General features: G+C 65.4%; 10 protein-coding genes and 4 pseudogenes. 3 read left to right on the top strand and 11 right to left on the bottom strand.

The features are described from left to right. Positions 1-305: 305 nt before the first annotated feature. The 8 genes and pseudogenes from T428_RS0102455 to T428_RS0102420 all read right to left on the bottom strand — a co-directional run bounded on the left by T428_RS0102455 (position 306) and on the right by T428_RS0102420 (position 7,930). Positions 306-614, bottom strand: a complete 309-nt coding sequence (locus tag T428_RS0102455; protein ID WP_025735227.1) for a cation transporting ATPase C-terminal domain-containing protein — start codon at positions 612-614, stop codon at positions 306-308. A 130-nt stretch (positions 615-744) separates the two neighbouring features. Then, entirely contained in the window at positions 745-1,014 is a 270-nt protein-coding gene (locus T428_RS0102450; protein WP_025735226.1) for a metal-sensitive transcriptional regulator, read from the bottom strand. A 97-nt stretch (positions 1,015-1,111) separates the two neighbouring features. Next, the gene (locus T428_RS0102445; protein ID WP_025735225.1) at positions 1,112-2,305 is read right to left on the bottom strand and encodes an acyl-CoA dehydrogenase family protein; all 1,194 of its coding nucleotides are present in this window, start codon (positions 2,303-2,305) and stop codon (positions 1,112-1,114) included. Positions 2,306-2,318: 13 nt separating this feature from the next. Next, a complete protein-coding gene (locus T428_RS0102440; protein ID WP_025735224.1) occupies positions 2,319-3,377 on the bottom strand; it encodes an acyl-CoA dehydrogenase family protein in 1,059 nt (352 codons plus the stop codon). Positions 3,378-3,379: 2 nt separating this feature from the next. Then, positions 3,380-4,211 (bottom strand): annotated as a pseudogene (locus tag T428_RS25155) (amidohydrolase family protein). Further along, positions 4,208-5,855: pseudogene (locus T428_RS25150) on the bottom strand (acyl-CoA synthetase). The pseudogenes T428_RS25155 and T428_RS25150 overlap by 4 nt, the downstream one beginning before the upstream one ends. 12 nt (positions 5,856-5,867) lie before the next feature. Beyond that, positions 5,868-7,064, bottom strand: coding sequence for an amidohydrolase family protein (locus T428_RS0102425; RefSeq protein WP_025735223.1), 1,197 nt, complete (start codon positions 7,062-7,064; stop codon positions 5,868-5,870). Next, complete coding sequence (locus T428_RS0102420; RefSeq protein ID WP_025735222.1) at positions 7,061-7,930, bottom strand: enoyl-CoA hydratase; 870 nt, start codon at positions 7,928-7,930, stop codon at positions 7,061-7,063. Before T428_RS0102420 ends, T428_RS0102425 begins: the two co-directional genes overlap by 4 nt. Positions 7,931-8,073: 143 nt before the next feature. Between T428_RS0102420 and T428_RS32515 the strand changes: the two genes are divergently transcribed. Further along, positions 8,074-8,289 carry a hypothetical protein gene (locus T428_RS32515; RefSeq protein WP_156942820.1) on the top strand — a complete coding sequence of 72 codons (216 nt, stop codon included), beginning with the start codon at positions 8,074-8,076 and terminating at the stop codon, positions 8,287-8,289. Between the two features lie 295 nt (positions 8,290-8,584). Further along, on the top strand, positions 8,585-8,803 hold the full coding sequence (gene mbp1, locus T428_RS0102415) for a microaggregate-binding protein 1 (RefSeq protein ID WP_025735221.1): 219 nt from the start codon (positions 8,585-8,587) through the stop codon (positions 8,801-8,803). Between the two features lie 95 nt (positions 8,804-8,898). Here the strand turns inward: mbp1 and T428_RS25145 are convergent. Then, a pseudogene (locus tag T428_RS25145) lies at positions 8,899-9,564 on the bottom strand (SDR family NAD(P)-dependent oxidoreductase); the annotation flags it as partial. A 254-nt stretch (positions 9,565-9,818) separates the two neighbouring features. Here T428_RS25145 and T428_RS0102405 point away from each other — a divergent pair. After that, complete coding sequence (locus T428_RS0102405; RefSeq protein WP_036466829.1) at positions 9,819-10,616, top strand: TetR/AcrR family transcriptional regulator; 798 nt, start codon at positions 9,819-9,821, stop codon at positions 10,614-10,616. 15 nt (positions 10,617-10,631) lie between these two features. Here T428_RS0102405 and T428_RS25140 read toward each other — a convergent pair. Then, positions 10,632-11,515 (bottom strand): annotated as a pseudogene (locus tag T428_RS25140) (enoyl-CoA hydratase/isomerase family protein). Beyond that, the gene (locus T428_RS0102395) at positions 11,512-12,189 is read right to left on the bottom strand and encodes a hotdog family protein (protein WP_025735219.1); all 678 of its coding nucleotides are present in this window, start codon (positions 12,187-12,189) and stop codon (positions 11,512-11,514) included. Before T428_RS0102395 ends, T428_RS25140 begins: the two are co-directional and overlap by 4 nt. Positions 12,190-12,280 lie beyond the last annotated feature (91 nt).

Below are 12,280 nucleotides of genomic sequence, written 5' to 3'. Positions count from 1 at the left end.
CGCCCAAATGGCTTTCGGCAACATCTCGCACATCGTGCGCGGTGCCGATCGACGCCCGGCGGCCACGACTGCGTGCTGCGCGCTCCGTTCGGTCCCTTCTCCGAGGTGATAACGCCACCAGACCGGTGACATGCGGGCCCCCTCGTCGCGCCAATCGACCTCGGCCTATACCGTACCTGGTATAGGTTATGCCGAGTTGCGGCGAAGCGTCCGTCACCCGACTAATCGCCCGACGGGCTGCTGATCGTTGCCGTCCTGCGCTCGGTTCTCAAGTGTTGCAAAGATTCTGCGGAATAGATCGCCCGCTACGACCCGTGTGACTCTCGGCGGCAGTCGGCCCCAAGCCACGCCTGTCCCGCCAAGAGGGGCAACAGGCTGCACCCGATGGCCAGCGTCCACCCTTCGACGCCGATCGGTACCACCTGCAGCACCGAAGCCAGCACCGGAATACTGACTGCCGCGACGATCAACACCAGACACAGCGCTAGCGAGTACCAGACGAACCGGTCGCGTGTCACAGCGTTGCGCACCAATGAGCTGCGACGGCCACGCATGTTGAAGACATGCCACAGCTGGGCCAGCGCGATGGTGAGAAGCGGCCCAGCGCCGACCACCCGAACCCTTACGGCAACGCTGCCGGGGCTGCTGCTAATTGCCGAGTCACAGGCCGGCTTCTTTGTGCCGCAATGTAATCAGCCACCGCACCAGCGGCCTCGGATCATCGACTGGCACCAGTGGGCAGGGTCAGGCCAGCGCCAGGAAGAGCTTCTCAAGCTCGTCTTCGGTCAACGGCTTTTTTCCCTTCGCCCCTTTCCCGGTCGTGCATTCGCGCATGCCGGTGGCGACGATCTTGAATCCGGCGCGATCCAGCGCGCGCGACACCGCGGCGAGCTGCGTGACCACGTCCTTGCAATCACGGCCCTGCTCGATCATCGAAATGACACCGGCCAGCTGGCCCTGCGCACGGCGCAACCGGTTCAGTACGGCAGCAATGCTGTCTTCGTCACCAACCATCACAGTCCCCTTACCTGTCACCCGCCAATATATGCCATCATCCCCCGGGGGGGTATTTCGAAAGTGGCGTAACTGCGAGTTCTCGCTCTGCGAGGGGTCAGGAGACCTTCTTGACCGGCGGTGAGTAGTTGGGCTTGCCCAGGCCGAGCGTGTACTGCCCGATCATGCTGCGGAACACCTCCAGGGTGCCGCCGTAGATGCCGACCAAAGGCGCGAACCGGTAGACGTATTCGGCGCTGCCGTCATCGGCGGCCCCGTCGGTCCCGAACAGCAGCGCCGACGCCGCGCCGTGGATGTCCATCAGGTCCGGGGAGATGTCGCGCATCGTCTGGCCGATGGCGACCCGCCCGTAGATGTTGAGAGAGGACAACACCGCCTCCAGCCGGGCCACGCAGCGGCCCAACCGATAGGCGACCGACTCGTCGTCGACGAGCTTGCGCCCGTGGGAATCGGGGCGCGTTACGGCCGTCACCGCGTGGTCGACGGCGGTGGCCATCGAACCGGCCTGGTGCATCATGATCGAGGTGTCCTGCAAGCCGTCGGGCGCGGCCGCGACCGCGCCGTGCTCGGTGTTGAGCGGCTCGCGCAACACCGTCCAGCCCGCGTTCACATCACCCAGCCCGTACTTGTCTTCGACGCGGACATCGCTGCAGTAGACGATGTTGGTCCGGTCGCCGTCCACGGTGCGGATGCCCTGGATCTCGATTCCCGGGGAGTCCAGCGGCACCAGAAACATGGTCAGGCTCTTGTGCTTTGGCGCATCCGGGGCGGTGTTGGTGATCAGGAATACGTACTGGCAGTTGTGCGCGCCGGTGGTGAACATCTTCGAGCCGTTGATCACCCAGCCCTCACCGTCGCGCACCGCGCGGGTTTTGCAGGTGGCGATGTCGGAACCACCCTCGGGCTCGGTGTAACCGAGGCAGAGCCTCACCTCGCCGGTGAAGACCCGCGGCATGACCTCGTCGCAGAGCTCGGGCGAGCCGAATTTCGCGACCGACCGGGCCACCATGGCGGTCGTCCCCCAGGTCACCCACGGCACGTGAGCACGGCGCTTCTCCAGCTCGTAGATGCGCCGGCGCACGCGACTGAATCCACCCTCGGATTCCGGCTTCCATTCCTTTGCCAGATAGCCCGCGGCGCCGAGGGGCAGATGCACGCCCTCGTCGAAGTTGTCACCGGTCTCGCGGTCGCACCGCAGAACTTCCTCGGTCACATGGGTTTTCAGGAAACTTCGCAATTCCTCGCGAAACGCCTCGTCCTCGTCCGAGAGCTCCATCCGGGAGAAGTCCATGTTTGCTCCTGTCCTAGACGGCCGCTGCGGCGCTCTCGCGGGCGGTCACGATCTCGGCGACCCGCTTGGCCGTGGCACCCGGATCCCCGGCCGCCAGCGGCCAGCCCCGGGCCCGCACCAGGTACGCCGTCGCCGCGGCTTCGGACGAAACACCAAGTCCGCCTTGGATGTGCACGGCCATGGTGGCCGCCTTGGCCGCCTCCTCGGTCATGAACACGAACGCCGACGGCGCGAGTTCGTCGCGTTCGCCCGGTTCGTTGTCCAGGAACCAGGCCGCCCGCCGGGCCAGGTTGCGTCCGCCCTGCACGGTGATCGCCATGTTGGCCAGCGGATGCGAAATGGCCTGCAGCGTCGAGATTGGAACGCCCAATGTGTAACGGGTCTTGGCGAACTCGGCGGCGATGGTCATGGTCTCTTCGACCAGGCCCACCAGGGCCGCCGCAGTCAACAGCCGCCACTCGTCCAGCGCGAGTAGGTAATTCGCCAGCGCTTCGGGTCCCCGCGCGATGACCGTGCGGGTGTCGGCGTTGGCCGGATCGACCCAGGCCATCGGCAACCGGCCCAGGTTGTCGACCTTGGCGGGCCGGGTTGGAAACCTCAGGCGCACGACCTCGTCGCCGTCGCGGACGATGATGTGGTCGGCGATCGACCCGGTCGGGATCAGCCGCGGGCCCGGTGCGGCGTCGATCCGCGCGTCGATGCCGGCCAGCTGTTCGCCGTCGGCGACCCCGGCGGTGTCGGCGCCCCGCGCCTCCAGCCGGCCCAGCAGCCGCGCCGCGCACACATGGTCGATCCACGGCACCGGCGCCAGCGACCGCCCGATCTCCTCGGCGACCAGCGTGAGGTCGACCAGCGTCGCGCCGTCGCCACCGCTGGACTCGGGCAGCGCCATCGTGGTCGCGCCCGTCGCGCACAACCGCTCCCAGAGGTTCTTGTCGAACCCGGAGGGCTCCGCCGCACGCACAGTTTCGATGGAGCAGTGCGTCTTGAAGAATTGCTTGTACGCGCTCTGCAGATCCACGTGATGGTCGGACAGGCTGTAGTCCAACCTGCGTAGTTCGTAGCGGTCCATGGTCATCGCTCCTGTCCGAAGAAAAACGCCTGTGCGTTGTTGTACAGGTAGTTGTCCAGCACCTCGGCGGGCAGGTCCAGCGCGCGGGCTTCCGGGATCACCCAGTGCATCCGCAGGACCGGCCAGTCGGACGCGTAGATGACCTTGTTCGGTCCGCGGGTGCGCATGTAGTGCAGCAGGCTTTCCGGCAGCCGCTTGGGCGACCAGGCCGACGTCATCAGACGCAGGTTTTCATACTTGAGCAGCAGCCGGATCGCGACGTCCCACCACGGGTCGGCGCCGTGGATTATGCACAGCTTGAGCTCTAGGAAGCGCACGCACACCCGGTCGAGGTGGATGGGGTTCTGCACCTCTCCGGGGATCGGCGGGCCCGGAATGCCGGTGTTGACGCACAGCGGCACGCCCCGGTTCCGCGCACTTGGCGTAGAGCGGGTAGTAGACGGCATCGCTGGGCGGATACTGGCCGTCACCCCAAAAACTGGGTCCCACCACGGCATAGGCGACCGGCAGATCGCGCACGACCGCGGTCAGCTCGCGCAGCGGCCCCACCGGCCGCAGTAGGTTGACCCCACCCATGGCCAGCGCGAAGCGCTCCGGCTTGGCCTCGACGAACTTTCGTGCGGTGGTCGACGGGCTGGCGAGGTTGTCCATCAAGACCGCCTTCTGCACCCCGTGAGTGTCCATCTCGTCGAGCAGCTCGGACAGGTCGACCGGCGCGAACATCGACTGCGGGCCCTTGAAGTAGTCGTCACGGACCTTGAGCATCCAGGTGGGCTGGGAGTCGGCCTCGCCGAAGTGCACGTTGATCAGGCAGTCGATCGCTTTGTCGTTCATGCGGGTCCTTCTGCATCGACACCTGCCAATGCGGTAGCCGGCAGTTGTTCTGCAGCAACCTGTTTGGCCCATCGGTAGTTCGGCTTGCCGTTGCCCAGGCGCTGCACCTGCTCGACGAACAAGACGGCCTTGGGTGCCTTGAAGTGGGCCAGCCGCGACTTGCACAGCGCGGCGAGCTCGGACTCTTCGACGACGCCGGCGCCGGGCGCCACCGCGACCAGCGCGACGACTTCCTGGCCCCACCGCTCGCTGGCCCGCCCGACGACCAACGCGTCGGCGACGCTGGGATGGGTGCGCAGCACTTCCTCGACCTCTTCGACGAAGACCTTATTCCCCACCGGTGTTGACCACCAGCGAGTCGCGTCCGTACAGGCGCAGCGTGCCGTCCGCTTCGATGCTCGCCCGGTCCCCGGGGATCACCACCCGCGTGCCGTCGATTTCCGGGAAGGTGCGCTGGGTGGCCTCGGCGTCGTCGAAGTAGCCCAGCGGAATCCGGCCACTTCTTGCCACCCAACCGATTTCGGGATCGCCGGGCGCCAGGAAACGGGTGCGGTCCTCGGACACCACCGCTCCGCCCTCGCGGAGCACGAAGGTCTCGCTCTGCGTGCCGCGTTGGCTGTGCCCGAATCCCATGTTTCCGGATTCCGACGAACCGTAGCCGTCGATGATGGTGACCTGTGGCAGCTTTTCCATCAGCGCCTGCTTGAACTTCGGATTCGTCGCGGCCCCGCCGGTGCCGATTCCGTTCAGCGCGACAGGTCGTAGGAGCAACTCGGCGACCAGCGGTCCGGCGTACGCGTCGCCGACCATCGTCATCATGCCGACTCCTTCGCGCTCGGCGGTCTGCCATACCGCGCGCGCGTCGAGTTTGCCCCGGCCGTCATAGAGCACCGCGGTGAACCCGCTCATGATCGCCGCGAAGGCGGTCCACATGCCGGCCGCGTGCATCAGCGGAGAGACCGCGAACCACGGCTGGCCCCCGTTGCGCACCTTGGCATGGATCTCGTCGACGCCGGCGTGGTCGGCCCCGACCATCGACGCCACATACATGTCGGATTGGCGCCACAGCACCCCCTTGGGACGGCCGGTGGTCCCGCCGGTGCACATCATGATCAGATCGTCGGGCGATCCGGGAACCGGATTGCCCGAACCCCCCTGCGCCAGTGCGTTATCCAGCGTCACCGCGCCCGGCAGTTCGGCGACGTCGCTGCCGTCGTCGATCGAGATCAGCAGCTCGGCACCGTCCGACGGCAGCACCTCGGCGCACCGCGCGCCGAGCGATCGATGGTAGATGATGCCGCGCGGCCGGACATAGCGGAGCAGGTCGGCGATCTCGAGCGGCGAGTAGCTATAGTTCACGTTGACCGGGACCACGCGGGCTTTCAGGCACGCGATCACCGCGTCCGGGTACAGGTCGTTGTACATCAGCAACGCGACCCGGTCCTGACCGCACTCCCAGCGGTTCAGCGTGTGCCGTTCGCGATGCGCCCCGAAGCCGGTGGCGATCAAGAAGTTCGCCAATCGACTCGTTCGGTCTGCCGACTCGGCGAAGGTGCTGCGACGGGTTCCACAGACCGTCATCAAACGGTCGGGGATGACGTCGGCGATCGCGTCGAGCACCGCCCCGACGGTCCATTCACTCACTGCCCAGGCCGCCTAGGCCGCCACCGTGGCTTTGACGCCGAGAAGATCTAACGCATTGTCGCGCATAATCTTTCGGACGTCCGATTCGCTGAAGGCGGTGAGTTCCTCGGCGAACGAAACCGGTGACCCGAGACCTTCGCCGTGCGGCCAGTCGGAGCCGAACAAGATGTTGTCCACGCCGATCACCTCGGCCAGCTCCGGCAGGTCGTCCTCGTAGTACGGGGCGATCCAGACGTTGTTGCGCAGCTGCTCCACCGGATCCTCGGGGAAGTCGCGCGGTTGGGTGTTGGCCGCCTTCTTCAGGCGCTTGATCAGCCGATGCACGAAATACGAACCGTTTTCGATGCTGACTGCCTTGAGTTTGAGGTGGCGGGTGAACACGCCGTGCACGATCATCGAGGCCATCGTGTCGTGGATCGCCCGGTCATCGAGCAGCACGTTGTCCAACGGGTCCTTGGCGCCGAACCCTTCGAACGTCGCCTTACCGCCCCACGCCGCCGCGATGTGCAGATAACCGCTGTCGGACAGGTGGAATCCCACCGGCACCCCCGCCTCGGCCAGCCGTGCCCACACCGGGTCGTGGCTGGGATGCCCCAGCGACCGCGGCTTGACCAAGCCGGGCGCCGGCCGCACCAGCACCAGCTTGGCGCCGCGCGCCAACACGAAGTCGACCTCTTCGAGTGCCTTGGCCGGGTCGGCCAGCGAGATGATCGGCGCGGAGATGATGCGGTGATCCGGACGGTCGAATCCCCAGTCCTCGTCGAGCCAGAGGTTGAAGGCGTGCACCGAGGCCATCGTCGCCTCGATGTCGTGCTTGAGGGCCTCCTCGACCCCGCAGCCGAACGTCGGCAGCATGAAGACGGTGTCGATGTCCTGGGTGTCCATCACGGCGATGCGGGCGTCGCGGTTCTGGTACTCGGGGTGTTCGGCCAGCCGCTCGACCTTCATCAGCGACGCCGGGTCGACGCCCTCGGGGATCTCACCGCGGAACAACAGGTCTAAGCAGCCCGGCACGATGATCGGGCCCAAGGTGGGGTTGGGCACGAAGTGGTTCACCCGTCCCCCGATCACGGCCAAGGTTCGCTTGCCCTGGGTGACCATCTGCACGCCGCGGGTCTTGAACGGCTTGTCCAGGTACCGGGTGAACGCGTCCAGCGGTTCGTAGTAGTGGTTGTCGACGTCAATCGCCTTGTATCTCAAACTGTTCATGATCTTCCTTTCCGGGCGCTACGCGTCGGTTGAGCTGAGTGAAGGAACTGCGGGGGCCGCTTCTCGAGGAAGCTGGTGATCCCTTCGATGACGTCCGGCCGTGACATCGCCTCGCGCACCAGGACTTCCGAGCGGTCGTTGGCGTCCACGACACCGCGGGTGATGTCGCCGTAGACCTGACGCTTGATCACTGCCATCGAGGCGGGCGAGCAGTTGGCAGCCATGTCCTCGGCGTATTCCAGGACACGCTTCATCAGGTCGTCGGCCGCCACAACCTCTTTGACCAGACCCAGCTCGGCGGCCTCCTCGGCGAGAAACGTGCGGCCGCTTAGCAGCAGATCCAGGGTGACTCCCATGCTGGTCAGCCGTGGCAGGATCCAGGAGATCCCGAATTCGGCGATCAGGCCGCGACGCGAGAACACCGCGCCGAATTTGGCGCCGGCCGCGGCGAACCGGACGTCGCACATCAGCGCCTGGGTCAGACCGATCCCAACGCACGCGCCGTTGACCGCGGCGATGACCGGCTTGCGCAGCGTGGTCACGAAGTGCGGTGGCCGCTCGCCAACCAGGTCGGCCAGGTTCGTCTGGCTCGCCTTCTCCATCGACTCACCGACCTGGGCCGCCGCGCCCGGCGCGCCCAGGTAGGCGCCGGCGCAGAAGCCCCTGCCCCGGCCGGTCAGCACGATCACCCGGATGGCGGGGTCGGCTTCGGCACGGTCGATGCCGGCGTAGAACCCCGCCGCGATGTCGGGACCCCACGCATTGAGGCGGTCCGCCCGGTTGAACGTCAGGATCGCGACGCCGCTGTCGGTAGCCTCGTAGAGCACCGCATCGTCGGTGTTGGCGGCACCGTCGCTGCCGGACATTTTGCGTGGCACCTCCTGCTGCGTCGACTACGGATTTCGGTGGGCTTTGTACCCATACTGTATACCTATCGGTACTGCATTCCACAACCGCGCTCGCGGCCCTGCGAACGGGCATCGAACAGCGAATTTCACGATGCGCAACCGTGCTGCCGGTGACCGTGAAAGGCCCGGCCCGTGTCGGCAACGGCGAAGCGAAATCTTCGGCAACGAAGGCGAACATTGTTTGGGATGGCGACTCGCCGGGTTACCGACACCCAGGACTTCAATTTCTGGCAGCTAAGGGGATCAGTCGTGAAATCGCAGGTGAAAGCGGTGGTGCATCGCCTCAAACAGGCGCGGTCGGCGATGCTCTAGATTGAGGCGGCGTGGGCGGGAACGCAATTCCTGGTCGCGCTGGGACCGTTGGGTGTACTGATCGTGCTGGTCTGGTGGGCGCGACGGCGACGCAACAGCGATGAGCCTGCGCAGACGGACTCCGCGACGGCGCCCGCGACCGCAGAAAACGTGCCAGTGACCGCGAATTCAGCGGCCACTGTTGAGGGGCTGGCCCACTGACAGCTGTGGCGAGCGCCACGTTGCCATCGTGTTTTCCGGCCTCGGGCGGCCGGGAAGAGGAAAGGGTGGCACCCACTAGGCAGGAGGAGGGAATCGCCAATGGTTGACGTCATCAGGGGCGTCATGGAAGACGTGGTCGGCAAGGCCAAGGAAGTAGTCGGTACGGTCGCGGGTCGCAACGACTGGATCACCGAGGGTCAGGCGCAGCAGGACAAGGCAGAAGCGCTGCGCAACGCCGCCAAGAAAGAAGCCCAAGCCGACAAGGCTCGCGCCGAAGCGGAAGTTCACCAGGCACGCCAGCGCACCGAACAGAACTAGTCGACGCGTCACGTGCGCTAGGCCCGGTCACCATTTCGGTGGCCGGGCCGTCGCATAGGCTTGTGACACAAGGGATCTAGCACCTAGTTGATGAGGCCGAGCTTGCGGTATGCGGCCTCCATCAGCCGGTAGGGGTCGCTGCCGTCGACACCGACCGAGTTGGCCCAGCCGACGAGCGACTCAGACGCGATGCTGCCCGGTGACACCACGTTGACCAGGATCTCGTCTTTGGCCAGCAACAAGGACAGGTTCTTCGAGACGCTGGTCAGCATCGACTTGGCGGCGGTGTAGGCCGGCAGCATGATGCTCTGGCGCTGCGTCGAATGCGCCGAGAAGTTGACGAGGCGCGCTCACTCGGCCTTGCGCAGCAGCGGCAGCGCCGACCGCACGCAGCGCACCATCCCCAGCACACCGTCTTCGACGGCCTCACGCCACTGTTCGTCGGTCAGGTTTTCAAAGCTGCCCGGCGCTCCCGGCCCGACAGTGTTGACGAGCACGTTGAGTTCGCCGTTCCATCGGCCCGAAATTTCGGCGACCAGGTTGTCGACCGCCGCCACGTCACCGATGTCGACCGCGAATCCCACGGCATCCGGGCTGCCGCGATCGGTGAGGTCGGCCACCGCGCTGTCGAGGGCGGCTTGAGTTCGGCCGACCAGCGCCACCCGGGCACCGACCTCGGCGAGGCAGCGCGACGCTGCCAAACCCATGCCGCGGCTACCGCCGACAACCACCGCTGTCGCATTCCGAAGGCCTAGATCCATATGGCGATATCCGCGCCTCACACGGTGGGTCAGCCAATGGCGTGCGTCCAGTCATCTTTGCCCGTCCAGCCTCATATACCAAAAAGCCTACGATAGGTATTATAGTAGCAGATGGAAAAGCGTACGAGAGCCCGATTGACGGTCATACCCCAATGGCGACACGGGAACATATACGCAGGTGGGAGCGGACCTGCGAGTAGATTTGGTTCAATCGGTGGCACCGTTGCAGACCGTACGCGCAGGATACATTTTTGATGGAGGTGCCCGTAGTGGCAAAGCAGGCAACCGCCGATAAGCGTCAACGACGCGAACGTGGGTCCATCAACCCCGACGACATCATCAGCGGCGCATTCGAACTCGCGGAGCAGGTGTCGATCGACAATCTGAGCATGCCGCTGCTCGGCAAACACCTCGGTGTCGGTGTTACCAGCATCTACTGGTATTTCCGCAAGAGGGACGACTTGCTCAACGCGATGACCGACCGCGCCTTGAGCAAGTATGTGTTCGCCACGCCCTACGTGGAGGCCAGCGATTGGCGGGAAACCCTGCGCAACCACGCGCGGTCGATGCGTAAGACGTTCATGGGCAACCCAATTCTGTGCGACCTGATTCTGATTCGGGCGGCACTGAGCCCGAAGGCAGCCCGACTGGGCGCCCTGGAGATGGAGAAGGCGATCTCCAATCTGGTCGAGGCCGGCCTCACGCCCGAAGACGCCTTCGACACCTACTCGGCGGTTTCGGTGCACGTCCGCGGCTCGGTGGTGCTGCAGCGACTCTACGAAAAGAACCAGTCCTCCGACGTCGGTCCGCGCACCATCGAGGATGCCGTTGCCATCGACCCCGACAAGACTCCGCTGCTGGCCCGGGTGAGCCGGATCGGTCACCGGATCGGGGCGCCGGACGAAACCAATTTCGAGTACGGTCTCACCTGCATCCTCGACCACGCCAGCCGATTGATCGACGAGGGCTCGAAATCCGCCAAGTCGACGCCGTCTCGGCCGCGCAAGGCGGCCAAGTCCTTTTCGCGGCCCAAGACGACCGCGCACCGTTAGTAGCGAATCCGGTTGCTACGCTTCGGGTTCCGGCACATGGAAGTGCTCGTCGCGTAACCGGAACGCTTCCTTGGTGCCGTGCTGGCGCGGGTTTTGACGAAGTTGAGCTCGTCCGGCCCGAACTGCAGGTTGGTGCCGTAGGCGTGGAACAGATAGCTCGCTACCTCCTCGCCGTTGTACGCCTGGCTCTGCTCGACGAGGCGGAACGCCTCCTTGGCGATGACGACGCCGTCGGCGGGCATCTTCGCCGCCTTCTCGGCCCAGTACCGAGCGCAGGCGGTCACCGCGCCGGGATCGCATGTGTCGGTGAAGATTCCGAGATGCTCGACCTCGCCGGCTTGAATGACATCGCCCGTCAACAGCAGGCGCCGGGCCAGCACCGGCCCGAGCCGGTGAAAGAACATGTGCAGGCTGCCCAGCGCGGGCCCCAAAAACCGCGTCGCCGGCATGCCGATCTTCGTGTCGCGTGCGATCACCGAGATGTCGGTCATCAGTGCCATTTCGAAGCCACCGCTCAAAACGTAGCCGGAGATCTCCCCGACCGTCACCTTCGGAAAGCCCATGAAATTGTGGTAGAAGCCAAATGGCTTGCGGTCCAACGTAAGTCGCCGACGCTGACTGGGCCGCCGCTTGGCCGCATCGGACGACTGGTTCTTGTCGCCATACCAGCCGTATGCATTGTTCATGTCGGCCCCGGTGGAGAACACTCCCTCGGCCCCGCGCAGCAGCACCACCGTCAGATCGTCGTCTTCGGCCACCCGGTCCAGGCAGCGGCCGACGGCCTCGCGCATGGCGGCGTCATAGGAGTTGCGCTGCTTGGGATTGTTCAGCGTGATCGTCGCGATTCTCTTGCCGGGGTCGACCTCGAAGAGCACCCGATCGTCGTTCGAGCCGGTCATGTCGCCGATTCCTTTCGCCGTCTGCCGAATCGGTATCCGGTCAGCTTGTCCGGCTGCGACGCCAGGGTGTTCACCTCGCCGACGCACAGCACTTCGCCGCCGAGCAGCAGCCGCGCCGTCGACGCGATGCCGTGCTCGACTTGCGAGCGGACGATGTCGAAGCTCAGCTCGGTCAGCAACGGTGTGGGCCGCCGGAAAGCGACGTTCAGTGAGCGCGTCTTGCCGGACAGCCCCATGACGCAACTGTGATGCTGGATGACGCAGTCGAAGAACACCGACAGAAAGCCGCCGTGCACCAAACCCGGCGGTCCTTCGTAGACGAGTGGGAACACGACCCGGCCTTCGGCCTTGTCGGCGTCGAGGTAGTCGAAGGAGTACTCGGGGAAGCACGGGTTGTAGGCACCGATGTCGGTGGCGTGGTTGAGATAAACCCGGCGCGGATCGTCGTCCGCTTCGCCGATCCGGGGCGCGCTGTCCCGCGGCGCCGCGCACGCAAGCTCGCGTTCCCATTCGCCGAACTTCACCAGCATCGCATCCACGGTCGGATGCGGATGTTCCAGGGACAGCAGCAGCGAACTCAGCCGCCTCATCGCACCGGCGGCCGCCACGGTTTGCGCAAGGGACATCTCGCCGAACTTCGCGTCGTCCGCGCGCACCGGTGTCCCCTCAGGCATGCGACCCTCTTTCACCGGGCATTGACCCGGTTGTTCCGTCGGCAGCGTTTCCTTGATAGCTTATACAGCGTATCAATTGTATTGCCTACTG

The organism is Mycobacterium genavense ATCC 51234 (assembly GCF_000526915.1).
Lineage (GTDB): Bacteria > Actinomycetota > Actinomycetes > Mycobacteriales > Mycobacteriaceae > Mycobacterium > Mycobacterium genavense.
Note: the sequence above shows the minus strand (reverse complement) of the source record. Positions and strands in the feature narration are given on the sequence as shown.

What these genes read in the sequence shown, in the direction of transcription:
- T428_RS0102425 (WP_025735223.1), bottom strand. Translation starts at nt 7,064, where the DNA reads ATGAACAGTTTGAGATACAAGGCGATTGACGTCGACAACCACTACTAC.
- T428_RS0102420 (WP_025735222.1), bottom strand. Translation starts at nt 7,930, where the DNA reads ATGTCCGGCAGCGACGGTGCCGCCAACACCGACGATGCGGTGCTCTAC.
- T428_RS0102450 (WP_025735226.1), bottom strand. Translation starts at nt 1,014, where the DNA reads ATGGTTGGTGACGAAGACAGCATTGCTGCCGTACTGAACCGGTTGCGC.
- T428_RS0102445 (WP_025735225.1), bottom strand. Translation starts at nt 2,305, where the DNA reads ATGGACTTCTCCCGGATGGAGCTCTCGGACGAGGACGAGGCGTTTCGC.
- mbp1 (WP_025735221.1), top strand. Translation starts at nt 8,585, where the DNA reads ATGGTTGACGTCATCAGGGGCGTCATGGAAGACGTGGTCGGCAAGGCC.
- T428_RS0102395 (WP_025735219.1), bottom strand. Translation starts at nt 12,189, where the DNA reads ATGCCTGAGGGGACACCGGTGCGCGCGGACGACGCGAAGTTCGGCGAG.
- T428_RS0102405 (WP_036466829.1), top strand. Translation starts at nt 9,819, where the DNA reads ATGGAGGTGCCCGTAGTGGCAAAGCAGGCAACCGCCGATAAGCGTCAA.
- T428_RS0102440 (WP_025735224.1), bottom strand. Translation starts at nt 3,377, where the DNA reads ATGGACCGCTACGAACTACGCAGGTTGGACTACAGCCTGTCCGACCAT.